We start from the raw sequence: 22,299 nt of genomic DNA on the forward strand, positions 1-22,299 counted from the left end.
ACACAGCATTTGTGTCGTTTTTTAATGTAAAGGTAATTTTGATGTCTAAGATTAAAGGTAACGTTAAGTGGTTTAATGAGTCCAAAGGATTCGGTTTCATTACTCCTGAAGATGGCAGCAAAGACGTGTTCGTACACTTCTCTGCAATCCAGTCTAATGGTTTCAAAACTCTGGCTGAAGGTCAGCGCGTAGAGTTCGAAATCACTAACGGTGCCAAAGGCCCTTCTGCTGCTAACGTAATCGCTCTGTAATTCAGACGCGTCAGCAAGAATTTCAAAACCCGCTCAATGAGCGGGTTTTTTTCGTTCTGAATCAACCATTAAGATAGATCTTCAGGAAGCTGGCGACGATCGCGACGCTTAGCAATACCATACCCACGCCTGACAGAGTTTCTTTCATGCTATCACCCTCGTTCAATATTGAGCCAAGAGTGGCAGAGAAAAATTAAGCCAACATTAAGGTTGCCGCGCTTAATGTCCGCTGGCGGAGGAAAATAACCAGAATGCGATCGCAGTCATCGCAAACGAGCCAAGCATGTTAACGGCAATGTTGGTCAGCGCCCAGCCCATCCGGCCTTCCTGAAACAGAAAGACCACCTCCGCAGAGAAGGTAGAAAACGTTGTTAAGCCGCCGCAGAAACCAGTTGTAATCAGAACCTTCCACATAGGGTCGATGTTGGTCATGCGATTAAACCAGGCCAGCCCCATCCCAATAATAAACGCCCCGATCAGATTTGCCGCCAGTGTCCCCATCGGAATGGCCTGATGCAGGGGGTTAAACCGCATGCTTAAGAGCCACCGCGCAACGCTACCCGTGCCTCCACCAATAAAAACGGCTATAAGTAGTTGTAACACTGTCAATACCTGCTATTTGCTGTGTAAGTGCATCGAGTGTAACGCTGTTTTTAACCGGGAGACAATTATGTATGTTGCAGTAGGGCAGTTCGCGGTGACGCCGGACTGGAATGAAAACGCGGAAAAATGCGTCTCCCTGATGGTTCAGGCGAAGCAAAAGGGGGCGTCGTTGCTGGTACTTCCCGAAGCGTTACTGGCCCGTGATGATACCGATCCGGACCTGTCGGTAAAGTCTGCACAAACGCTGGAAGGGGCGTTTCTGAAACGACTGCTGGCCGAAAGCGTTGACAACACGCTCACCACCATCTTGACGGTCCATGTTCCGTCCTCGCCGGGGCGCGCGGTAAACACGCTGGTGGCGATACGTGAGGGTGCCATCGTCGCGAGTTACGCCAAACTTCATCTGTATGATGCGTTCAGCGTTCAGGAGTCGCGCCTGGTCGATCCGGGGAGTGTCATTCCGCCGTTGATTGAGGTGGCGGGTTTTAAGGTTGGCCTGATGACCTGCTACGATATCCGTTTTCCCGAGCTGGCGCTAAACCTGGCATTGCAGGGGGCCGAGGTGCTGGTTCTGCCCGCCGCGTGGGTCAAAGGACCGCTTAAGGATCATCACTGGGCGACGCTGCTGGCAGCACGTGCGCTGGATACCACCTGTTACGTGGTAGCCGCGGGTGAATGTGGTAACAAAAATATCGGGCAGAGCAGGGTTGTCGATCCGCTGGGGGTGACGGTTGCGGCAGCAGCGGAGACGCCTGCGTTATTGCTGACGGAGATAATTTTCGCCCGAATAGCGCTTGCGCGTCAGCAATTACCTGTTCTGCGCAACCGCAGGTTTGCGCCACCGCAATTAATGTGATGTTTTTTTCAACAATGCTTGATTCACCTTGTTACAGATTGCTATTGTGTGCACGCGCCAAATGACCGTTAATACGTTCAGGTTTTTTGGCGGAATGCAGCCTGTTTCATGTAAAGAAGGTATTTATGGGTGAGATTAGTATTACCAAACTGCTGGTGGTTGCCGCACTGGTCGTCCTGCTGTTCGGTACCAAGAAGTTACGCACGCTGGGTGGAGACCTGGGTGCTGCCATTAAGGGCTTTAAGAAAGCAATGAACGATGACGACGCGGCAGCAAAGAAAAGCGCCGAAGATGACATCACTGCGCAGAAGCTTTCACACAAAGAGTAATGGCAATGCTGCAAGGCTTGCATAAAAAAACCGGCTCACGAGGCCGGTTTTTTGTTTTACTGTAAATAAATTTTACAGCTTTATTTCACTTCTTCGCCCTTCGCCTGCATATCGGCGTGATAAGAGGAGCGAACAAACGGACCGCACGCGGCATGGGTAAAGCCCATCGCCATCGCTTCGGCTTTCATTTCATCGAACTCATCCGGGCTCACGTAACGCTGTACAGGCAGGTGGTGACGGCTTGGCTGGAGGTACTGGCCCAGCGTCAGCATGGTGACGCCGTGGCGGCGCAGATCGCGCATCACTTCAATGATCTCAGCGTTGGTTTCACCCAGGCCGACCATCAGGCCAGACTTGGTTGGAATATGCGGATGGGCTTCTTTAAAGCGTTCCAGCAGCTTCAGCGACCAGTTGTAGTCTGCACCGGGACGTACCTGACGGTAGATGCGCGGTACGTTCTCCAGGTTGTGGTTGAACACGTCTGGTGGCGTCGCGGTCAGGATATCAAGCGCGCGATCCATACGGCCACGGAAGTCCGGCACCAGCGTCTCAATCTTAATGTTCGGGCTTTTTTCGCGGATGGCGGTAATACAGTCAGCAAAATGCTGAGCACCGCCATCGCGCAGATCGTCACGGTCAACGGAGGTGATAACAACATAACGCAGCGCCATATCGGCAATCGTCTGCGCCAGTTTTTGCGGTTCGTTTGCGTCAGGCGCAACAGGACGGCCATGGGCAACGTCACAGAACGGACAGCGGCGGGTGCAGATGGCACCCAGAATCATAAATGTCGCGGTACCGTGATTGAAACATTCAGCAAGGTTAGGGCAGGAGGCCTCTTCACAGACAGAGTGAAGGCCATTTTTGCGCATCGCCGCTTTGATCCCCTGGATACGCGAAGAGTCGGCCGGAAGTTTGATTTTCATCCATTCCGGTTTTCTTAACAGCGCCTCGCGCTCTGTAGCCACGTTTTTAACCGGGATAAGGGCCATTTTATCGGCATCGCGGTATTTAACACCGCGTTCCATCACAATGGGTTTACTCATAGCGTGCGTGTTCCAGTTGCGAATATCGAAGGAAAGCGTTTCAATTCAAGGGAATGTTGTAATTATCAACTATTTTTGAACGAACGACAGGCAGTATATCATTTAAAGGGGCGATAAAGCAGCCTGCCAGGTCGCCAATTTGTAAAATAGTTGTTGTTTTGTGCCTTTTGCCCCGCATGCGGCAGGGGCTTGTGTTGGAAGGCGGGATCAGAACGCCTGGCGGATCACATTAATGACGTTTTCCAGCACCGGATCGCGCAGGCTTAGCTTGTTGTAATGCAGTGAGATTTCAACAGATTCCGTCGTAAGTTGACTCAATGGAATGCTCTCCAGCGGCCAGCACTTTTGAAGCAGAGTGAAGAGACGCACAGGCATAATACAGAGCAAATCGCTGCTGCCAATCAGGGCCGCAAGGGTAAACATATTGTAACTGCTGAAGCTGATCAGACGGTCCGGGAACAGTTCGTCAATACGCTGGCGCAGCGGATCCGGACCCTGTCCCTCGGACATAAAGGTTGCATGTTCGTAATGACGCAAATTTTCAGGCGTCAAAGCTGCGCCCAATGCAGGATGATTCTGACGACACACGAGCGCCAGAGAGTCGGTATAGAGAACGTTATGCCCTAATGCCCTGGCCGCGAAGCTGTTGCTGTCGATGATCAAGTCCGTCTGGAATTGTGCCAGCTGAGTTTCAGGATCGTTAACGGGCACGTTGCGGATCAGCAGCTGTGGCGCATGCTGTTTAACAGCCTGGTAAATAGCGGGCATGACCAGAACGCCCACAGAGAGAGAGGTGCCTATGGTGATGGTTCGTTGCTTATCGTAACTGCCGGTGAGATCCAGCGCGCCCAGAATCGATTCAAGACCCTGGCTGATGTACTCATGCAGATGGGTGGCGTACGCGGTGGGGGTTACGCCCTGGCCTTTACGAATAAATAAGGGATCGGGAAATATCGCGCGCAATTTTTGAATTGACTGGCTAATAGCAGAGGGCGTGAGATTAAGAATTTTCGCAGCATTAACGATACCTTTGTGGACATATACCGCCTCAAAAATAGTCAATAAATTGAGATCAATATTACGTAAAGTCCGGAAAATTTGCGGCTTATCTTCGCCGCTGGTTTCATTCAGGCGTTTGGCTGGTAAATTAGTAGGCTCCACGCTCTTACTCCGTATCCATTCACAATATGAATGATAGTTGAATTTATTTATTATGCTTGCAGAGATTCGTAAAGTGTTTCGTAAGTTTCCCTTGTTTATCGAAAACAAGCAGTTGGGTGATTATCACGCACGTTACACGATACCCGGTGATGGTACTATTAAGGTTCTAATTAATATGGGACGCTAATATATGGGCGACTCGAAAATATAGAATATGCGGTTTATTGTAAAGCGTAAATGCGGCAATTAAGCAGTGGCTGGTCAAATAACCGAACCACTGCCGGAAGTGTGTTAAGCAGCAATATATTCGTAGTCAGGATTGTTAAGCAGCGCTAAAAACTTCTTCAGAAGCACGGGGCGGATATTCTCAGGGGTGGCGGTATCGACCCACTGGCGCATTTGCGTCATTTCCATACCGGCATACCCGCATGGGTTGATGCGCTGGAAAGGGGTCAGATCCATATTGATATTCAGCGCCAGCCCGTGGAACGAGCAGCCTTTACGGATACGCAGCCCCAGCGAACAGATCTTCATCTCTCCAACATAGACGCCCGGGGCATCGGCGCGAGGGTGAGCATCGATACCGTACTCAGCGAGCGTGTTCACCACGGTTTGTTCCAGTAAGGTCACGAGCTCACGCACGCCCAGCTTTCTGCGTTTCAGGTTAAGCAGGACATACATGACCTGCTGGCCCGGGCCGTGGTAGGTTACCTGTCCACCGCGATCGCTCTGGATCACCGGGATATCACCCGTCATCAATAAATGTTCGGCTTTTCCTGCCTGGCCTTGAGTAAACACCGGCAGGTGTTCAACCAGCCAGATTTCATCAGGGGTGGTGTCATCGCGCATATCGGTAAACTCATGCATAGCCTGAGAGACTGGCTCGTAAGGCTGTAGCCCAAGATGGCGGACAAGAATTTTATCCTGGTACAAAAGGACGTCTCCGAAGACAAGGGAGAATAGGTAACGGGGAGTATATCACAGCGGGGAAGTGGGTTACCCGGCAAACCGGGTAACCGCTGAGGGACTACAGCACCATACGAACAATTTCGATATTGCCGAGCTCTTCGTACAGCGTCTCAACCTGCTCAATGTGTGTCGCAGTGATGGTGATTGAGACCGAGTGGTAGTTACCTTTGCTGCTCGGTTTGACTGATGGAGAGTAGTCACCCGGCGCATGGCGCTGTACCACTTCAACCACCTGATCAACCAGCTCAGGTTTCGCCAGACCCATTACTTTGTAAGTAAAAGGGGTAGGGAATTCAAGCAGTTCGTTAAGTTTGGTTTTCATGTCAGCTCCGGCGTGTGTGTAAAAAATAATAACTCCCGCCACGGGGCGGGAGTTTTACTGATACGTAGTATATGGGGATCAAAATCACACTTTCAAGTGTTCAATTTTTAACCAAACCAGTGATGGAACATCAGCTTAATGTAATCAATGATTTTGCCGAAGAAATTGCCTTCAGGAATTTCCTCCAGCACCACCAGCGGGCGCTGATCGATGGTTTTGCCATCCAGCTGGAAGTTAATCGTACCCACGACCTGATTCTTTTGCAGCGGGGCGTGCAGCTCGGTGGTATTCAGCACGTAGCTGGCTTTCAGATCTTTCATACGACCGCGTGGGATCGTCAGATAGAGATCTTTGTCCACGCCCAGGGAAGCGCGATCGTTATCGCCAAACCAGACAGGTTCAGAGGCAAATTCTTTACCGGCTTTCAGCGGGTTCACGGTTTCGAAGAAGCGGAAGCCCCAGGTCAGCAGCTTTTTGCTTTCCGTTTCGCGGCCTTTAAACGTACGTCCCCCCATCACGGCAGAGATCAGACGCATCTGGCCTTCAGTGGCGGAGGCCACCAGGTTATAGCCGGCTTTATCGGTGTGGCCAGTTTTGATGCCGTCGACGTTCAGGCTGTTGTCCCACAGCAGGCCGTTACGGTTGGTCTGACGAATGCCGTTGAAGGTGAACTCTTTCTCTTTGTAGATAGAGTACTCGTTTGGCACATCGCGGATCAGCGCCTGACCGATCAGCGCCATGTCACGCGCGGAGCTGTACTGACCCTCGGCGTCCAGGCCGTGAACGGTCTGGAAGTGGCTGTTTTTCAGGCCCAGGGCGGAGACGTAGCTGTTCATCAGGCCCACAAACGCGTCCTGGCTGCCCGCTGCAAAATCGGCCATGGCCACGCAGGCGTCGTTACCGGACTGCAAGTTGATGCCACGGATAAGCTGAGAGACCGGAACCTGCATGCCTGGCTTCAGGAACATCAGCGATGAACCTTTGAACACCGGGTTGCCGGTTGCCCACGCATCATTACCGATGGTCACCAGGTCGGTTTCTTTGAATTTGCCTGCTTTCATGGCCTGGCCGATAACATAGCTGGTCATCATTTTGGTCAGGCTGGCCGGATCGCGGCGGGCATCGGCGTTCTGTTCTGCCAGAACTTTGCCGGAGTTGTAATCAATCAGGATGTAGGATTCCGCGTCGATCTGCGGAACGCCAGGGATCATGGTCTTGATGTTCAGGTCGTCCGCGTGAGCTGCGGAGAACGCAGCAGCGCAAAGGGCCGTGGTCAGCGCCATGCGCTGCACAAAACGAGCAGAAAAAGTGGTCTTCATGGTCAGAACTACGACATCCGTGATGGAATTAAAAAAAGTGCCTTACTATAGCAAATGCTATACGGGCAGGCATCCGACTTTCATCATGAGAGTGTTAACGTGCTTTACACAAACTGACATTTCGGATACCACCGAATAATTATTTTGCAACAGCGATAAACGACTGGAGCTGCGCCTCGCTCTGCAAACGCTGTTGCAGGGACGCTGCCTGCGATTTGCTGGCAAACGGACCCATCTGGATACGCCATACCGCACCGTTTTGCTCAACGCGGCCTGGCACGCCAAACTGCTTGCTTAAACGCTGCTGATATTGCTCCGCACGGGTCCGATCGCTGACGGCGCCAACCTGAACCACGTAGCTGCCGCTCGCCGTCGCAGGCGCCGCAGTCTGCGTAGCAGCAGGCGCGGTCACCGGGGCGGCTTGTGTAGCGGGTGCAGCAGCGACGGGCGCAGGCGCTGGGGCAGGTTCATTTGATTCAATCACGCCCGGCGCTAACGTGGTGGGTGCGCCAAGGAAACCACTGCTTTTCACCGGGGCGCCGGTCGCGTCTTCACTTTGCAGCGTATCGTTGCTGATAGCACGCACTTCACCCTGCGGCTGTGCGGGCTCTGCCGGCGTTGAAGCGCCCCCCATACCACCGCTCAGATCCGGGCGAGCGGGCAGGGCATAGGTCTGTTTCGCGACCGTGGTACAGGCCGTGCCCGGGCCAGACAGTGAACCATCCTGCGCCACGATAATCGGGTCGATACGCACTTTAGTATTGTTTGAGGTGTTCAGACGGTCGGCAGCCGCGCGGGACAGGGAGATCACGCGATCGGTGCCGTAAGGACCGCGATCGTTGATACGCACCACGATCATTCGGCCATTCGCCAGGTTAGTGATGCGTGCATAGCTCGGGACAGGCAACGTCGGGTGTGCCGCCGTGATCTGCATCGGATCGAAGGTTTCACCCGACGCGGTCAGATTGCTGCCGGGCTCAGCGTCATAGATGGCAGCAAAGCCAGCCTGGCTGAAACGGGAAGGATCCTGAACGATTTTATAGCTTTTACCGTCGCGCTGATAATCCTGATTCACGCTGGCGTTCAGCGGTTCATAAACGGGATCGGCACCGCTAATCTCAACAATCGGGCCATTACAGACCGCAGGCTGCGGCGGCGCGACGGTTGCCTGTTGCTGACCATCATCACTTGTACAGGCGGCAAGTAAACTTGCTGCGATGCAGATCCCCAGCCACTGCTTACGCATTGCGATCCCCTTATTTTTATACGCTTTTGGACAACATTTTCCTGTGGGTATGGATCGACATGACGATACCAAACCCGGCCATCAACACGATCAGTGCCGAGCCCCCGTAACTCACCAGCGGCAGCGGTACGCCAACAACCGGCAGAATACCACTCACCATACCAATATTTACGAAGACATAAACGAACAAAATCAACATTAATCCGCCTGCCATCACGCGACCAAAGGTGGTTTGCGCGCGCGCGGCAATCCACAAACCTCGCATGATCAGCAGCACGTAGAGTGCAAGCAGCACCAGGATGCCAACCAGCCCTAACTCCTCAGCCAGAACGGCAAAGATAAAGTCGGTGTGGCGTTCCGGTAAAAATTCGAGCTGCGACTGCGTACCGTGCAGCCAGCCTTTACCACGCAGGCCTCCGGAGCCAATCGCAATCTTCGACTGAATAATATGATAGCCTGCGCCCAGCGGATCGGTCTCGGGATCGAGCAGCATCATAACGCGCTGACGCTGGTAATCATGCATCAGGAAGAACCAGAGGATAGGGATAAACGCGGCAACCAGCACCACGGCGATACCAATCAGACGCCAGCTCAGGCCGGACAGGAACAGGACGAACAGGCCGGAGAGGGCGATAAGAATTGAAGTCCCGAGGTCCGGCTGTGCGGCCACGAGCAGCGTCGGCAGGAAAATCAGCACCAGCGCAATGGCGGTATTTTTCAACGACGGCGGGCAGACGTCGCGGTTAATAAAGCGAGCCACCATCAGCGGGACGGCGATTTTGGCGATTTCCGACGGCTGGAAGCGGACAATCCCCAGATCCAGCCAGCGTTGCGCCCCCTTCGAGATGGCACCGAAAGCATCTACTGCCACCAACAAAATGATACAGAAAATATAGAGATAGGGCGCCCAGCCCTCGTACACGCGCGGCGGTATTTGCGCCATCACCACCATAATGACCAGACCCATGGCGATCTGGCCGATTTTACGCTCCATCATGCCGATATCCTGGCCGCTGGCGCTCCAGATAACGAGGGCGCTATAGACCAGCAGAGCCAGCAGGATCAGCAGCATGGCTGGGTCGATGTGGATCTTGTCCCACAGCGATTTTTTATTCGGATTATCCGTCATGATTATTGGTCCTCCGCCGCAGCGGCTGCCGGGTTTTCAGCTGGCAGTTCGGTGTTGTTGTCACCCAGCATGATGTGGTCGAGGATTTGACGCATGATGGTACCCACCGCCGGGCCTGCGCCGCCGTTCTCAAGAATCATCGCCACCGCAACCTGCGGGTTATCATAAGGGGCAAACGCCGTCATGAGCTTGTGGTCACGCAGACGTTCGGCAATTTTATGTGCGTTATAAGTTTCATTCGCTTTCAGACCGAAGACCTGAGCCGTACCTGATTTCGCGGCAACCTTATACGGTGCGCCGGCGAAATATTTGTGCGCCGTCCCGTTAGGACGGTTGGCTACACCGTACATGCCGTCTTTCGCGATTTCCCAGTAGCCGGAATGAATGTCACCCACCGGCGGCTCGTGCGGCTGTATCCACGGCACTTTTTTGCCGTCTTCAACGGTGCTTTGCAGCAGGTGCGGCACTTTCACAACGCCATCGTTAATGAGGATCATCATCGCCTTGTTCATTTGCAGCGGCGTTGCCGTCCAGTAGCCCTGGCCGATCCCTACCGGAATGGTGTCACCCTGATACCAGGGTTTTTTAAAGCGCTTCAGCTTCCATTCGCGGGTTGGCATGTTGCCGGAACGCTCTTCAGCCAAATCTATACCGGTGTAATGCCCGTAGCCGAATTTGCTCATCCATTCAGACAGACGGTCAATACCCATGTCGTAGGCGACCTGATAGAAGAAGGTATCCGCCGACTCCTCCAGTGATTTGGTCACGTTCAGATGGCCGTGGCCCCATTTTTTCCAGTCGCGGTAGCGTTTCTCAGAGCCAGGTAACTGCCACCAGCCGGGGTCAAACAGACTGGTATTGCGGGTGATGACGCCCGCGCTTAGCGCAGACACGGCGACATACGGTTTAACCGTTGAAGCTGGAGGATAAACCCCCTGCGTCGCGCGATTCACCAGCGGCGTGTTTGGATCGTTGAGCAGGCCGGAGTAATCCTTGCTGGAGATGCCATCCACGAACAGGTTCGGATCGTAGCTTGGCATCGAAACCATCGCCAGAATGCCGCCGGTACGCGGGTCGGTCACAATAACCGCAGCACGGCTACCCGCCAGCAGCGTCTCGATATACTGCTGTAGCTTCAGGTCGAGCGTCAGATAGACGTCATGCCCCGCCTGCGGGGGAACCTCTTTCAGCTGACGGATCACGCGGCCACGGTTGTTAACTTCAACCTCTTCATACCCGGTCTGACCGTGCAGCACGTCTTCGTAATAACGTTCGATCCCCAGCTTGCCAATATCATGGGTTGCGGCGTAGTTAGCCAGCTTGCCGTCTTTATCAAGGCGTTCGACGTCTTTATCGTTGATTTTGGAGACGTAACCAATGACGTGCGTCAGCGCGGAGCCGTAAGGATAGTAGCGGCGTTTATAGCCTTTGACCTCCACACCGGGGAAACGGTACTGGTTAACGGCAAAACGGGCGACCTGCACTTCCGTCAGGTTGGTTTTTACCGGAATGGAGGTGAAGCGGTGAGAACGTGCGCGCTCTTTTTTGAACGCAGCGATATCGTCATCAGTCAGGTCGACAACGCTTCTCAGCGCGTTCAGGGTATCCTGCACGTTATCCACTTTCTCGGGCATCATCTCTATCTGGTAGATGGTGCGATTAAGCGCCAGCGGCGTGCCGTTACGATCGTAGATAATGCCGCGGCTGGGCGCGATGGGCACCAGCTTGATACGGTTTTCGTTTGAGCGGGTCTGGTAATCGGTATAGCGGACAATTTGCAGATTATAGAGGTTGGCGATCAGCACGCCGGTAAGCAGCAAAATCCCCGTAAAGGCGACCAGCGCCCGGCGCACAAACAGCGCGGACTCAGCCGTATAGTCGCGAAAAGAATTCTGTAGTTTCATCCGCTGCTTAAATTACCCTGGTCAGTCATTACTCGCGGTGATAAGGGTGGTTGGTAGTGATGCTCCATGCGCGATACAAACTTTCTGCCACGAGAACCCGCACAAGCGGGTGGGGCAGCGTCAGCGCCGAGAGTGACCAACTTTGTTCTGCTGCCGCTTTGCAGGCGGGAGATAACCCCTCTGGTCCGCCAATCAACAGACTGACGTCCCGACCATCCTGCTTCCAGCGCTCCAGTTCGTGCGCCAGCTGCGGCGTATCCCAGGGTTTGCCCGGGATATCGAGGGTCACGATGCGGTTTTTGCCTGCGGCAGCCAGCATCAGCTCTCCCTCTTTATCGAGAATACGTTTGATATCTGCGTTCTTGCCGCGCTTTCCTGCTGGGATCTCCACCAGTTCGAACGGCATATCTTTTGGGAAACGACGCAGATACTCAGTAAAACCGGTTTGTACCCAGTCCGGCATTTTGGTGCCGACGGCGACCAGTTGCAACTTCACGCATTAACCCCAGAGTTTTTCCAGCTCATACAGGCGACGGCTCTCTTCCTGCATGACGTGGACAATCACATCGCCGAGATCGACAACCACCCAGTCAGCGGTCGCTTCACCTTCAACGCCCAGCGGAAGCAGCCCTGCCGCGCGCGATTCCTGAACAACATGGTCAGCAATCGAAACAACGTGACGAGTTGAGGTCCCGGTGCAGATGATCATGCAGTCGGTGATGCTGGATTTACCCTTAACGTCGATAGCGATGATGTCCTGACCTTTCAGGTCATCAATTTTGTCGATAACAAAATCCTGGAGTGCTTTACCCTGCAAGTTTTCCCCCTGGGTGTATGAGATTGTACAACTATGAATTCGTGGTCAGTCAGTATACCTGAACTGACGCCAGTCGCGGGACAAATGTCACCGCCCGGCTTTTGAAGGCGGGTATCATCCCACCCTCCGCCTGATATTGCATCGCCATTTTTGTAAAACAATTTCTGTAAAGCAGCGATCGGCGGGAAAGTCTGGCAGCGGAGGATATCAGTATGGCTTAGCCTGTCAAGGCAGGATAATCATTAACGGACAATTTCGCCGGCGATGCTCAGACATCTGTACTTTTCTGATACAGACCGTGCGCATGGATATAGGCCAGCACGGGCGAGGGGAGGAGATCGTCACAGTCTAAACCCTGCTGGAGACGCTCGCGGATGAGGGTTGCGGAAATATCAAACCACGGCGTTTCAGCGAGGTAAATTTTCCCGGCGGGGAGACTGTGCAGGTCTTCTATATTGTCCGTCAGATGTGCGTCAAGCCACTGCTGATGCTGTGCGTCGCGCATGGTCAGCGGGTAGCCCGGACGGCGGCAGACCAGCAGATGACTGTTTTCCAGAATGGTTTCGTACTGGTACCAGCTGGGAAAGTTGAGCAAGGAATCCTGGCCGATGATAAACGCCAGCGGTTTCATGGGCCCTTGCTCAGCGCGCCACTCCCGCAGCGTTTGCGATGTCCAGGAAGGGGTATCCCTGCGCAGTTCACGCTCATCCAGCGTGAAGAGAGGCTTATCGGCGATAGCCAGCGCGAGCATCGCTTTACGCTGCTCGCTGGTTGCTTCTGGCTGAGGACGGTGCGGCGGAACATTGTTGGGCATGATGATTACCCGCTGCAACCCAATCAAATTCGCGAGGATTTCTACCGGCTTAAGATGCCCATAGTGTACCGGGTCGAAGGTCCCGCCATACATTGCCTGTAAAGAATGCATATCACCCATCGATAAATACGTCTGCCAGCGCCTTATGGCAGAGCAGCAAAGAGAGGCTCTCCAGCTCCGCCCAGACAGTCTGGCCGTAATCCTGTTTTAACGTCAATTCGGCGCGCATCAGAAGTTGTACTGCCTGACGCAACTGCTCCTGGCTCAGGCGGTTTATCGCCTCCGTGGTCATCGCCCGACGGTTTTGCCAGACGCGATGTTTGTCGAATAAGGCGCGCAGGGGCGTGTGTGCTGACTGGCGTTTAAGGTTGTTCAGCAGCAGTAATTCGCGCTGGAGCGTACGGAGCAGAATGACCGGCTCACTCCCTTCCAGGCGCAGCTGTTGCAGGATGTGCAGAGCACGCTTACTTTTCGCCGACAGCAGCGCATCAACCCAGTGGAAGGGGGTAAAGTGCGCGGCATCATTCACCGCCTGTTCCACGCGCGGCAGCGTCAGCTTACCATCGGGCCACAGCAGGGCGAGCCTGTCCAGCGCCTGCGCCAGTGCCAGAAGGTTGCCTTCGTAGCAGTAGCACAGGAGCTGACTGGCGGCCTCATCCAGCTGCAAATTGTGCTGCTTTGCTCGCGCGGCAACCCATTTTGGCAGATGCGCCTGCTCTGGCGTCTGGCAGGTGACCAGCACCGCATTGGGGGCTAGCCGGGTAAACCAGGCCGCGTTTTCCTGCGCTTTTGTGAGTTTGTTGCCGCGTACGATAAGCAGAAGATCGCCGTGTAACAAACTCACCAGCATAGCCAGCTGTTCATTGATGGCAGCGTTAGGACCATTCTCCGGCAGCAGGATCTGGATTGTCTGACGAGAGGCAAACAGGCTCATGGCCTGACAAAGCGAGAAGATAGCGTTCCAGTCGGTACTGTTATCGATCTGGAACGTATAATGTTCATCGAAACCCTGCGCGGCTGCCGCATGGCGAACCGCATCAAGGCTTTCCTGAAGTAACAGGGGGTCATTGCCGAGTAGCAGATAGGCCGCGCGCAGCCCTTCGTTGAGCTGCGCGCGGAGTTGTTCAGGATACAACCTGATCATCAGTTACCCAGAGACGTTGGCATATCCGGCGTGCTGGCATCCGGTGTTTCGATGACGTCAGCGCCTTTTTTCGTCGACGCGGCAATGGCAGGCAGTCTGCGGATCAGCTGTTCCGCGGCCTTATCGTACATCTCTTTGATGATAATCTGCTGTTCGGCGTCTTTTGCCAGCGCCGTCTGCGGGTTATCGAAGAACGAGCGGTAGACTTTGGTATTGATAGGGTAAATATCTTTACCTGGCATCAAGACGGCCGCATCAACGGTAAGCACCATCTGATATTCCGCCGTCCGCCCATCCTGGAAGATCGAGGCCGTATCTTGTGACAGCGTTGATTTCAGGACGCGAAGCGAAGGAACATCCTGACGCAGGGTTCCCTTCTCGATCAGCTCAACATCGTTCAAACGCAGCTGGTTACGAATGGCCCGGCTCAGCGGTCCGTTCGGATCGGATGAGTCGAAGATCATTGTTTTCATCTGAGCAGGCACTGCCGTGGTGTTGCGCAGGTGCCAGCCGCAGCCAGCGGTGACCAGCACCGCCAGAGATAAGAGTATTGTTGCCAGTTGTCGCACGTTTCCTCCCGCGCTTAGCCAACGACCAGATTCAGCAGTTTACCAGGTACGTAGATCACTTTACGTACGGTAACGCCCTCAAGGTATTTCGCGACCAGATGCTCCTGGCCTGCGCGCTCGCGAACCTGTTCTTCGGTTGCGTCGACCGCGACGGTAATTTTACCGCGCACTTTACCGTTAACCTGCACCACCACCAGCGTGGTGTTTTCCACCATAGCGGATTCATCCGCCACTGGCCACGGCGCGTTGTCGATATCGCCTTCGCCTTTCAGCTCCTGCCACAGGGTGAAGCTAACGTGCGGCGTGAACGGGTTAAGCATGCGAACGACCGCCAGCAGCGCTTCACGCATTAAGGCGCGATCCTGCTCGCCGTCCTGCGGGGCTTTCGCCAGCTTGTTCATCAGTTCCATAATAGCCGCAATTGCGGTATTGAAGGTCTGACGACGACCAATATCATCGGTGACTTTCGCAATGGTTTTATGAACATCACGACGCAGCGCCTGCTGATCTTCGCTCAGTGCAGCCACGTTCAGCGCTGGCGCATCACCCTGAGAGGTGTGCTCGTACACCAGTTTCCAGACGCGTTTCAGGAAGCGGTTTGCCCCTTCAACGCCGGATTCCTGCCATTCCAGCGTCATATCTGCCGGGGAGGCGAACATCATGAACAGACGCACGGTGTCAGCGCCGTAACGCTCAACCATTACCTGCGGGTCGATACCGTTATTTTTCGACTTGGACATCTTGCTCATGCCGGTATACACCAGTTCATGACCTTCGGCGTCTTTCGCCTTCACGATACGGCCTTTCTCGTCGCGCTCCACAATCGCATCAACCGGAGAAACCCAGTTACGCTCGCCGTTCGCGCCAACGTAGTAGAACGCATCTGCCAGCACCATACCCTGACACAGCAGCTGTTTTGCCGGCTCGTCGGAGTTGACGAGGCCTGCGTCACGCATCAGTTTGTGGAAGAAGCGGAAGTAGAGCAGGTGCATGATGGCGTGTTCAATGCCACCGATGTAGATGTCTACCGGCAGCCAGTAGTTTGCTGCATCGGAATCCAGCATGCCTTCTTTGTACTGCGGGCAGGTGTAGCGCGCATAGTACCAGGAGGATTCCATAAAGGTGTCGAAGGTGTCGGTTTCACGCAGCGCTGGCTGACCGTTGACGGTGGTTTTCGCCCACTCAGGATCGGCTTTGATCGGGCTGGTGATGCCGTCCATGACCACGTCTTCCGGCAGGATCACCGGCAGCTGATCTTCCGGCGTTGGCATCACGGTGCCATCTTCCAGAGTCACCATTGGGATTGGCGCACCCCAGTAACGCTGACGGGAAACGCCCCAGTCGCGCAGACGGTAGTTCACTTTACGCTCGCCCACGCCCAGGGAGGCCAGCTTGTCGGCGATGGCGTTGAAGCCTTCTTCGAAGCTCAGGCCGCTGAACTCACCGGAGTTAAACAGGGTGCCTTTTTCAGTCAGCGCTTGCTCAGAGAGATCGGGCTCAGAGCCGTCAGCAGCAAGAATAACAGGCTTGATGGTCAGGCCGTATTTGGTGGCAAATTCGTAGTCGCGCTGGTCGTGACCCGGCACGGCCATCACGGCGCCTGTGCCGTATTCCATCAGTACGAAGTTGGCTGCCCAGACAGGGATCGCTTCGCCCGTCAGCGGGTGAATGGCTTTAAAGCCGGTATCAACGCCTTTTTTCTCCATCGTCGCCATGTCGGCTTCGGCCACTTTAGTATTGCGGCATTCGTCGATGAAGGTCGCCAGTTCCGGATTGTTTTCTGCCGCTTTCTGCGCCAGCGGGTGACCTGCGGCCACGGCCAGGTAGGTCGCGCCCATGAAGGTGTCCGGACGGGTGGTATAGACGGTCAGGGTCTGGTCGTAGTTCTCAACGTTGAAGGTAATTTCCACACCTTCGGAACGGCCGATCCAGTTGCGCTGCATGGTCTTAACGGTATCTGGCCAGTGGTCCAGATTATCCAGATCGTTCAGCAGTTCGTCAGCGTAGGCGGTGATTTTGATAAACCACTGCGGGATCTCTTTACGCTCTACTTTGGTGTCGCAGCGCCAGCAGCAGCCATCGATAACCTGTTCGTTCGCGAGAACGGTCTGGTCATTCGGGCACCAGTTAACGGCAGAGGTCTTCTTGTACACCAGGCCTTTTTTATACAGCTCGGTAAAGAATTTCTGCTCCCAGCGGTAGTATTCCGGGGTACAGGTTGCCAGCTCGCGGCTCCAGTCATAGCCAAAGCCCAGCATTTTCAGCTGGTTTTTCATGTACGCAATGTTGTCGTACGTCCACGGAGCCGGTGCCGTGTTGTTTTTCACCGCCGCGCCTTCAGCAGGCAGGCCGAACGCATCCCAGCCGATAGGCTGAAGAACGTTTTTGCCCAGCATACGCTGGTAGCGCGCAATCACGTCACCGATGGTGTAGTTACGCACGTGGCCCATGTGTAGTCGACCAGAAGGATAGGGAAGCATCGACAGGCAGTAATACTTCTCTTTGCTCTCGTCTTCGGTTACTTCAAAGGTGCGCTTCTCGTCCCAGTGTTGCTGGACTTTTGATTCTATCTCTTCCGGGCGGTATTGCTCTTGCATGGCAGCCAGTGGTCCTGTGTTCAATACAGCTACAAATGTAGCCAATGGATGTGGTAATTCAGATCCGCATAGCATAGCCCAAACGCCCGCGTCAAAACAGCCTTTCACGCAAATGCACTTTGCAGGAATTTACCGGGTCTGTGCTTCACCTGACAAAGCGGCGGCGAAATAAGGTCTATTATTAGAGACAGTTACTTACCCGGGAGGCAAAATGATGAACAAGGTTGCTCAATTTTACCGTGAACTGGTAGCGACTCTGACGGAACGGCTGCGTAACGGCGAGCGTGATATCGACGCGCTGGTCGAACAGGCACGCGCACGCGTGACGCAAACGGGTGAGTTAACGCGAACCGAAGTGGAAGAGGTGACGCGCGCCGTGCGCCGTGACCTGGAGGAGTTTGCGCGAAGCTATGAAGAGAGCCAGGACGAGATCGCCGACAGCGTTTTTATGCGGGTCATCAAAGAGAGCCTGTGGCAGGAGCTGGCGGATATTACCGATAAAACTCAGCTGGAATGGCGTGAGGTGTTTCAGGATTTAAACCACCACGGTGTCTATCACAGCGGCGAAGTAGTGGGGTTGGGGAACCTGGTGTGTGAGAAGTGCCACCATCATATCGCCGTTTATACGCCGGAGGTGCTGTCGCTGTGTCCGAAGTGCGGGCACGACCAGTTCCAGCGTCGGCCGTTTGAGCCGTAGGTAAAAGCAAAACTGTTTGCACCCTCTCCCTGTGGGAGAGGGGCGGGGTGAGGGCATCAGGCCGCAGAATAATAAGCCAGCCGCTCCGCCAGTAAATCCACAAACGCTTCCCGATCGATATCCACCATTACCGTGGTATTCGGCTTGTTTCCCGTCAATGAGTAATAGTCCACCACCGTCATTCCCTGGGTATATTTCCCCTGTGTTTCCACACCAACCCAACGCTCGACCGTGGTAAACATTTCCGGCTTCAGCAGCCAGGCGATGGTGCATGGGTCATGCAGCGGGGCGCCGTGGAAGCCCCACTTTTCGGCTTTGTGATACTCCATAAAGAAGTCGAGCAGCTCGGCCACGGTCGTTGCAACCGGGTTGCCCACGGCGCGGAAGCGTTCAATATCGTCTGTCATAATCTGTGCCCGATGCGTCACGTCCAGCCCCGCCATCACAATCGGCAGGCCCGACTGGAAGACGATTTCCGCGGCTTCCGGGTCAACGAAGATGTTGAACTCTGCTGCTGGCGTCCAGTTCCCCAGCCCCATTGCCCCGCCCATGATGACGATACGGGCGATGTTGCTGTGCAGTTCAGGATGGCTGTTCAGCAGCAGCGCTACGTTGGTCTGCGGGCCGGTCGCCACCAACGTCACGGGCTCTGCGCTCTCACGCAGCACCTTCGCCATGAGCTCGACGGCAGTGCAGTTTTGCGGTGTGAAATTCGGCTCCGGTAGCGCCGGGCCATCCAGCCCACTTTCACCGTGAACATTATCCGCAATGATCAGCTCGCGCATCAGTGGCTTAACGGCGCCACCTGCGACCGGAATATCGGTGCGTTTCAGCAGCGTCAACATGCGCAACACGTTTCGCAAGGTTTTATCCGGCGTCTGGTTCCCGGCGGAGGAGGTGACAGCTTTTACGTCCAGTTCAGGGGAAGCAAGAGCAAGGACGAGTGCGATCGCGTCATCATGACCCGGATCGCAGTCGAGAATAATTGGCTGTGCCATAGCGTTCTCCATTCTCAGCATTATTTGTGACAAGGTTAACGCTGCGATGTGACGCCGAATAGAAAAAGAGATCTAAAGCGTGAAGCAGTGCGCAATCCGCAGATTGCGCACTAAAAAGATTAATGCAGGATTTTGGCGAGGAAGTCTTTTGCACGTTCAGATTTAGGATTTGCGAAGAACTCTTCTTTTGGTGAGTCTTCAACAATTTTCCCTTCATCCATGAAGATCACGCGGTTGGCCACTTTACGGGCGAAGCCCATTTCGTGCGTCACCACCATCATGGTCATCCCTTCGTGCGCCAGCTCCACCATGACGTCCAGCACTTCGTTGATCATCTCAGGGTCGAGCGCGGACGTCGGCTCATCAAACAGCATTGCCACCGGATCCATGCACAGCGCACGCGCGATTGCCACACGCTGCTGTTGGCCGCCCGAAAGCTGGGCCGGGAACTTATTCGCATGCGCAGACAGCCCGACGCGTTCCAGCAGCTTCAGCCCCTTTTCGCGCGCCGCTTTTTTGTCGCGCTTCAGCACTTTGACCTGCGCCAGCGTCAGGTTCTCAATGATGGACAGGTGAGGGAACAGCTCAAAATGCTGGAACACCATCCCTACGTGAGAGCGAAGCTGGGCAAGGTTGGTTTTGCGGTCATTTACTTTGGTACCGTTAACGACAATCTCGCCCTGCTGGACAGGTTCCAGCCCATTAACGGTTTTGATAAGCGTCGACTTACCGGAACCGGACGGGCCGCATACCACCACCACATCGCCTTTTTTCACTTCCGTTGAGCAGTCGGTCAGCACCTGAAAGTGCCCATACCATTTAGAAACATTTTTCAGGGAAATCATTATACCGTCCTTTTCTTCAGCCAGCTGACCAACAGCGATGCGCTTAAACTAATCACAAAATAGACCCCGCCCGCGAAGAGGATCATCTCAACCTGCGTTCCGTCACGTTCGCCAATGGTGGAGGCGGTACGGAAGAAGTCTGCCAGACTCAGCACGTAGACCAGGGAGGTATCCTGGAACAGGACGATGCCCTGCGTCAGCAGCAGCGGAACCATGGCGCGAAACGCCTGCGGCAAAATAATGAGCTTCATGGACTGCCAGTGCGTCATACCGAGCGCCAGCGCAGCGCTGGACTGCCCGCGAGAGATACTCTGAATACCTGCGCGGATGATCTCTGAGTAGTAGGCGGCTTCAAACATGGAAAACGCCACCATGGCAGAGATCAGGCGGATATCGGTCTTTGGCGACAGTCCCAGTACGTTCTGTAAAAAGCCGGGAACAATCAGATAAAACCACAGCAGCACCATGACCAGTGGAATGGAGCGGAATACGTTAACGTAAGCCGTGGCAAACCAGGCGAGCGGCTTAAAGCTCGACAGGCGCATCACTGCCAGCAGGGTGCCCCAGACAATACCGACGATAATGGCGATAACGGTGATCTTTAAGGTGATTGCCAGTCCATCCAGCAGATAGGGCATGGAGGGAACAATGGAACTCCAGTCAAAATCGTACATTTATTTGCCCCCCAGATTGCCCGGCAGGCGTACTTTGCGTTCAACCAGGTTCATCACCAGCATGATGAAAGCGTTAATCAGAACATAGGCGAGCGTGATCGCCGTGAAGGATTCCCAGGCGTGAGCGGAGTAATCCAGCAGTTTGCCCGCCTGTGCCGCCATATCCACCAGACCGATGGTTGAGGCGATAGCCGAGTTTTTTACCAGGTTCATCATCTCGGACGTCATCGGCGGAACGATGACGCGGTAAGCGTTAGGCAGCAGTACGTAACGGTAGGCCTGGGGCAGAGTCAGGCCCATTGCCAGTGCCGCATTCTTTTGCCCGCGCGGCAGTGACTGTATGGCGGCACGTACCTGCTCGCAGACGCGCGCAGCGGTGAACAGCCCCAGACACAGCATAGAGGAGACAAAAAATTGTACGTTAGGATCCAGCTCGGCCTTAAACCACATGCCGAGATCTTCCGGCAGCAGTTCCGGGATCACCAGATACCAGGTAAAGAACTGCACGATCAGCGGAACGTTACGGAACAGTTCCACATAGAGCGTGCCAATCGAAGAGAGAAAACGGTTAGGGACGGTACGCAGAATACCGAACAGCGAACCGACAAGAAACGCGATAATCCACGCCGTTATCGATAACGCAACGGTAACCTGAAAGCCGCTCCACAGCCAGCCGAGATAGGTGGTGTTGCCGAACGGGGCTTGTTGCAGAAAGATGCCCCAGTTCCAGTCAATTGACATAGTAAACTCCAGAAAAAAAAGGGTAGCAGCGCTACCCTCGAAGATTGGTGAGAAGCTCAATTTTTGCGCTGAGTGGGGAACGACCACTCAACGTATAGTCTGTCCATGCTTCCCGACAATCGAGAGGGCAGGAGATCCCGCCCCTGTCGTTCTAATTAGTTAAGAGCTTTGTCGTTTGGTGATTTGAACAGCGCTTTCATGTCGTCAGACAGTTCAAAGTTCATGTTCAGGTTTTTTGGTGGAATTGGGTTCTTGAACCATTTGTCGAACCATTTTGCCGCTTCGCCGGAGGTTTGCGCCTGAGCGATGGTGTCATCGATCAGTTTCTTGAAGTCCTCGTCACCTTTACGCAGCATACAGCCGTAGGCTTCTTTCGACTGGGCGGTACCGACGATTTCCCAGTTGTCTGGTTTCTTCGCTTTCGCGCGTTCGCCCGCCAGCAGGGCGTCATCCATCATAAACGCGACAGCACGGCCGCTTTCCAGGGTACGGAAGGAGTCGCCATGGTCTTTCGCGCTGATGATGCGCATGTCCATTTTCTTCTCGTCGTTCAGCTTGTGCAGCAGCACTTCGGACGTGGTACCGGAGGTCACGACAACCGCTTTGCCTTTCAGGTCAGCAAAATCTTTGATGTCGCCGCCTTTCTTCGTCAGCAGGCGGGTGCCCACAACGAAAATGGTGTCCGAGAAAGCGGCCTGTTTCTGACGCTCAAGGTTGTTGGTGGTTGAGCCACATTCAAAATCAAATGTGCCGTTTTGCAGCAGAGGAATACGGTTTTGTGAAGTGATGGGGATCAGCTTCACTTGCAGGTCAGGTTTGTTCAGCTTTTTCTTCACGGCTTCAACGATGGCGTTGGAGTAATCCTGTGAATAGCCCACGACTTTTTGCGTGTTGTCGTAGTAAGAGAACGGGACAGAAGATTCACGGTGGCCGACCACGATCACGCCGTTTTTGGCAATCTTGTCGAGAGTGCTTCCTGCTGCCGGAGCGTCTTCAGCGTGGACAACCCCCGCAGACATTCCCATAACCAGCATTGCTGTGGCCAGTTTACGTAATTGCATACCCAACTCCTTTCTTATCAGCGCCAGTGACGCATAGATACCCATTGTGATGTTGTTATATCTCGCGCAATGCGAGTGCAGTGTTATGCAAGCTTGTTAACATTTAGTCTGGCTTAATGTAAAGATTTTGCTGCGTTATTGTTTATTTTTGCGAAGCGCGCCGCACCATTCAGAGGCAATAATCCCTCGTTGCACCGTTTCGGTGCT

Annotated in this window: 24 protein-coding genes; 4 read left to right on the forward strand and 20 right to left on the reverse strand. The window is 54.3% G+C overall.

Features of this window, described 5'->3' with window-relative positions:
- The first annotated feature begins 41 nt into the window (after positions 1–41).
- A complete protein-coding gene (gene cspE / locus SK50_RS08465; RefSeq protein WP_002439184.1) occupies positions 42–251 on the forward strand; it encodes a transcription antiterminator/RNA stability regulator CspE in 210 nt (69 codons plus the stop codon).
- 219 nt (positions 252–470) lie between these two features.
- Here the strand turns inward: cspE and crcB are convergent, their stop codons facing one another.
- A complete protein-coding gene (gene crcB / locus SK50_RS08470; RefSeq protein WP_017382474.1) occupies positions 471–854 on the reverse strand; it encodes a fluoride efflux transporter CrcB in 384 nt (127 codons plus the stop codon).
- Between the two features lie 67 nt (positions 855–921).
- Here crcB and SK50_RS08475 point away from each other — a divergent pair, with 67 nt between their 5' ends.
- Entirely contained in the window at positions 922–1,710 is a 789-nt protein-coding gene (locus tag SK50_RS08475; protein WP_045344530.1) for a deaminated glutathione amidase, read from the forward strand.
- Positions 1,711–1,835: 125 nt separating this feature from the next.
- A complete protein-coding gene (gene tatE / locus SK50_RS08480; protein ID WP_003858723.1) occupies positions 1,836–2,039 on the forward strand; it encodes a twin-arginine translocase subunit TatE in 204 nt (67 codons plus the stop codon).
- Between the two features lie 80 nt (positions 2,040–2,119).
- Here tatE and lipA read toward each other — a convergent pair whose 3' ends face one another.
- From lipA to leuS, 14 genes are all read right to left on the reverse strand, one after another.
- Positions 2,120–3,085 (reverse strand): lipoyl synthase, encoded by a 966-nt coding sequence (gene lipA / locus SK50_RS08485; RefSeq protein ID WP_006809637.1) that lies wholly within the window; start codon positions 3,083–3,085, stop codon positions 2,120–2,122.
- 207 nt (positions 3,086–3,292) lie between these two features.
- Positions 3,293–4,246 carry a YbeF family transcriptional regulator gene (locus SK50_RS08490; RefSeq protein WP_048229308.1) on the reverse strand — a complete coding sequence of 318 codons (954 nt, stop codon included), beginning with the start codon at positions 4,244–4,246 and terminating at the stop codon, positions 3,293–3,295.
- A 291-nt stretch (positions 4,247–4,537) separates the two neighbouring features.
- On the reverse strand, positions 4,538–5,179 hold the full coding sequence (gene lipB / locus SK50_RS08495; RefSeq protein WP_017694313.1) for a lipoyl(octanoyl) transferase LipB: 642 nt from the start codon (positions 5,177–5,179) through the stop codon (positions 4,538–4,540).
- A 94-nt stretch (positions 5,180–5,273) separates the two neighbouring features.
- Positions 5,274–5,537, reverse strand: coding sequence for a DUF493 family protein YbeD (ybeD, locus tag SK50_RS08500; protein WP_003858718.1), 264 nt, complete (start codon positions 5,535–5,537; stop codon positions 5,274–5,276).
- A gap of 107 nt (positions 5,538–5,644) precedes the next feature.
- A complete protein-coding gene (gene dacA / locus SK50_RS08505) occupies positions 5,645–6,856 on the reverse strand; it encodes a D-alanyl-D-alanine carboxypeptidase DacA (protein ID WP_003858714.1) in 1,212 nt (403 codons plus the stop codon).
- Between the two features lie 139 nt (positions 6,857–6,995).
- Positions 6,996–8,102 (reverse strand): endolytic peptidoglycan transglycosylase RlpA, encoded by a 1,107-nt coding sequence (gene rlpA, locus SK50_RS08510; RefSeq protein ID WP_032652961.1) that lies wholly within the window; start codon positions 8,100–8,102, stop codon positions 6,996–6,998.
- 16 nt (positions 8,103–8,118) lie between these two features.
- Complete coding sequence (gene mrdB / locus SK50_RS08515; RefSeq protein ID WP_015571139.1) at positions 8,119–9,231, reverse strand: peptidoglycan glycosyltransferase MrdB; 1,113 nt, start codon at positions 9,229–9,231, stop codon at positions 8,119–8,121.
- A gap of 2 nt (positions 9,232–9,233) precedes the next feature.
- Positions 9,234–11,135 carry a peptidoglycan DD-transpeptidase MrdA gene (gene mrdA / locus SK50_RS08520; RefSeq protein ID WP_015571138.1) on the reverse strand — a complete coding sequence of 634 codons (1,902 nt, stop codon included), beginning with the start codon at positions 11,133–11,135 and terminating at the stop codon, positions 9,234–9,236.
- 28 nt (positions 11,136–11,163) lie between these two features.
- Positions 11,164–11,631, reverse strand: a complete 468-nt coding sequence (rlmH, locus tag SK50_RS08525; protein WP_003858701.1) for a 23S rRNA (pseudouridine(1915)-N(3))-methyltransferase RlmH — start codon at positions 11,629–11,631, stop codon at positions 11,164–11,166.
- Positions 11,632–11,634: 3 nt separating this feature from the next.
- On the reverse strand, positions 11,635–11,952 hold the full coding sequence (gene rsfS, locus SK50_RS08530) for a ribosome silencing factor (protein WP_003858696.1): 318 nt from the start codon (positions 11,950–11,952) through the stop codon (positions 11,635–11,637).
- 268 nt (positions 11,953–12,220) lie between these two features.
- Positions 12,221–12,886 carry a nicotinate-nucleotide adenylyltransferase gene (gene nadD / locus SK50_RS08535; RefSeq protein WP_003858694.1) on the reverse strand — a complete coding sequence of 222 codons (666 nt, stop codon included), beginning with the start codon at positions 12,884–12,886 and terminating at the stop codon, positions 12,221–12,223.
- Positions 12,879–13,910 carry a DNA polymerase III subunit delta gene (holA, locus tag SK50_RS08540; RefSeq protein ID WP_045344529.1) on the reverse strand — a complete coding sequence of 344 codons (1,032 nt, stop codon included), beginning with the start codon at positions 13,908–13,910 and terminating at the stop codon, positions 12,879–12,881. The genes nadD and holA overlap by 8 nt, the downstream gene beginning before the upstream one ends.
- Positions 13,910–14,479, reverse strand: a complete 570-nt coding sequence (gene lptE, locus SK50_RS08545; protein ID WP_006809628.1) for an LPS assembly lipoprotein LptE — start codon at positions 14,477–14,479, stop codon at positions 13,910–13,912. Before lptE ends, holA begins: the two co-directional genes overlap by 1 nt.
- Positions 14,480–14,493: 14 nt before the next feature.
- Complete coding sequence (leuS, locus tag SK50_RS08550) at positions 14,494–17,076, reverse strand: leucine--tRNA ligase (protein ID WP_015571136.1); 2,583 nt, start codon at positions 17,074–17,076, stop codon at positions 14,494–14,496.
- Positions 17,077–17,290: 214 nt separating this feature from the next.
- On the opposite strand from leuS, the gene SK50_RS08555 reads away from it, so the two are divergent.
- The gene (locus SK50_RS08555) at positions 17,291–17,773 is read left to right on the forward strand and encodes a zinc ribbon-containing protein (RefSeq protein WP_003858689.1); all 483 of its coding nucleotides are present in this window, start codon (positions 17,291–17,293) and stop codon (positions 17,771–17,773) included.
- Between the two features lie 56 nt (positions 17,774–17,829).
- On the opposite strand, the gene rihA is transcribed toward SK50_RS08555, so the two are convergent.
- The 5 genes from rihA to SK50_RS08580 all read right to left on the reverse strand — a co-directional run bounded on the left by rihA (position 17,830) and on the right by SK50_RS08580 (position 22,092).
- On the reverse strand, positions 17,830–18,771 hold the full coding sequence (rihA, locus tag SK50_RS08560) for a pyrimidine-specific ribonucleoside hydrolase RihA (RefSeq protein WP_033486406.1): 942 nt from the start codon (positions 18,769–18,771) through the stop codon (positions 17,830–17,832).
- 119 nt (positions 18,772–18,890) lie between these two features.
- On the reverse strand, positions 18,891–19,616 hold the full coding sequence (locus SK50_RS08565) for an amino acid ABC transporter ATP-binding protein (RefSeq protein WP_017382465.1): 726 nt from the start codon (positions 19,614–19,616) through the stop codon (positions 18,891–18,893).
- Positions 19,616–20,290: a glutamate/aspartate ABC transporter permease GltK gene (gene gltK, locus SK50_RS08570; RefSeq protein WP_003858686.1), complete on the reverse strand. Its 675-nt coding sequence runs from the start codon at positions 20,288–20,290 to the stop codon at positions 19,616–19,618. Before gltK ends, SK50_RS08565 begins: the two co-directional genes overlap by 1 nt.
- Positions 20,291–21,031 (reverse strand): glutamate/aspartate ABC transporter permease GltJ, encoded by a 741-nt coding sequence (gltJ, locus tag SK50_RS08575; RefSeq protein ID WP_015571133.1) that lies wholly within the window; start codon positions 21,029–21,031, stop codon positions 20,291–20,293. It abuts the gene before it with no gap.
- 155 nt (positions 21,032–21,186) lie between these two features.
- Positions 21,187–22,092, reverse strand: a complete 906-nt coding sequence (locus tag SK50_RS08580) for an amino acid ABC transporter substrate-binding protein (RefSeq protein WP_003858681.1) — start codon at positions 22,090–22,092, stop codon at positions 21,187–21,189.
- Between the last annotated feature and the right edge of the window lie 207 nt (positions 22,093–22,299).

This window comes from Enterobacter sp. BWH64 (genome assembly GCF_001037645.1).
Classification (GTDB): Bacteria; Pseudomonadota; Gammaproteobacteria; order Enterobacterales; family Enterobacteriaceae; genus Enterobacter; species Enterobacter hormaechei_C.

What these genes read in the sequence shown, in the direction of transcription:
- cspE (WP_002439184.1), top strand. Translation starts at nt 42, where the DNA reads ATGTCTAAGATTAAAGGTAACGTTAAGTGGTTTAATGAGTCCAAAGGA.
- SK50_RS08475 (WP_045344530.1), top strand. Translation starts at nt 922, where the DNA reads ATGTATGTTGCAGTAGGGCAGTTCGCGGTGACGCCGGACTGGAATGAA.
- tatE (WP_003858723.1), top strand. Translation starts at nt 1,836, where the DNA reads ATGGGTGAGATTAGTATTACCAAACTGCTGGTGGTTGCCGCACTGGTC.
- lipA (WP_006809637.1), bottom strand. Translation starts at nt 3,085, where the DNA reads ATGAGTAAACCCATTGTGATGGAACGCGGTGTTAAATACCGCGATGCC.
- ybeD (WP_003858718.1), bottom strand. Translation starts at nt 5,537, where the DNA reads ATGAAAACCAAACTTAACGAACTGCTTGAATTCCCTACCCCTTTTACT.
- dacA (WP_003858714.1), bottom strand. Translation starts at nt 6,856, where the DNA reads ATGAAGACCACTTTTTCTGCTCGTTTTGTGCAGCGCATGGCGCTGACC.
- rlpA (WP_032652961.1), bottom strand. Translation starts at nt 8,102, where the DNA reads ATGCGTAAGCAGTGGCTGGGGATCTGCATCGCAGCAAGTTTACTTGCC.
- mrdB (WP_015571139.1), bottom strand. Translation starts at nt 9,231, where the DNA reads ATGACGGATAATCCGAATAAAAAATCGCTGTGGGACAAGATCCACATC.
- mrdA (WP_015571138.1), bottom strand. Translation starts at nt 11,135, where the DNA reads ATGAAACTACAGAATTCTTTTCGCGACTATACGGCTGAGTCCGCGCTG.
- nadD (WP_003858694.1), bottom strand. Translation starts at nt 12,886, where the DNA reads ATGGGTGATATGCATTCTTTACAGGCAATGTATGGCGGGACCTTCGAC.
- holA (WP_045344529.1), bottom strand. Translation starts at nt 13,910, where the DNA reads ATGATCAGGTTGTATCCTGAACAACTCCGCGCGCAGCTCAACGAAGGG.
- leuS (WP_015571136.1), bottom strand. Translation starts at nt 17,076, where the DNA reads ATGCAAGAGCAATACCGCCCGGAAGAGATAGAATCAAAAGTCCAGCAA.
- SK50_RS08555 (WP_003858689.1), top strand. Translation starts at nt 17,291, where the DNA reads ATGAACAAGGTTGCTCAATTTTACCGTGAACTGGTAGCGACTCTGACG.
- rihA (WP_033486406.1), bottom strand. Translation starts at nt 18,771, where the DNA reads ATGGCACAGCCAATTATTCTCGACTGCGATCCGGGTCATGATGACGCG.
- SK50_RS08565 (WP_017382465.1), bottom strand. Translation starts at nt 19,616, where the DNA reads ATGATTTCCCTGAAAAATGTTTCTAAATGGTATGGGCACTTTCAGGTG.
- gltK (WP_003858686.1), bottom strand. Translation starts at nt 20,290, where the DNA reads ATGTACGATTTTGACTGGAGTTCCATTGTTCCCTCCATGCCCTATCTG.
- gltJ (WP_015571133.1), bottom strand. Translation starts at nt 21,031, where the DNA reads ATGTCAATTGACTGGAACTGGGGCATCTTTCTGCAACAAGCCCCGTTC.
- SK50_RS08580 (WP_003858681.1), bottom strand. Translation starts at nt 22,092, where the DNA reads ATGCAATTACGTAAACTGGCCACAGCAATGCTGGTTATGGGAATGTCT.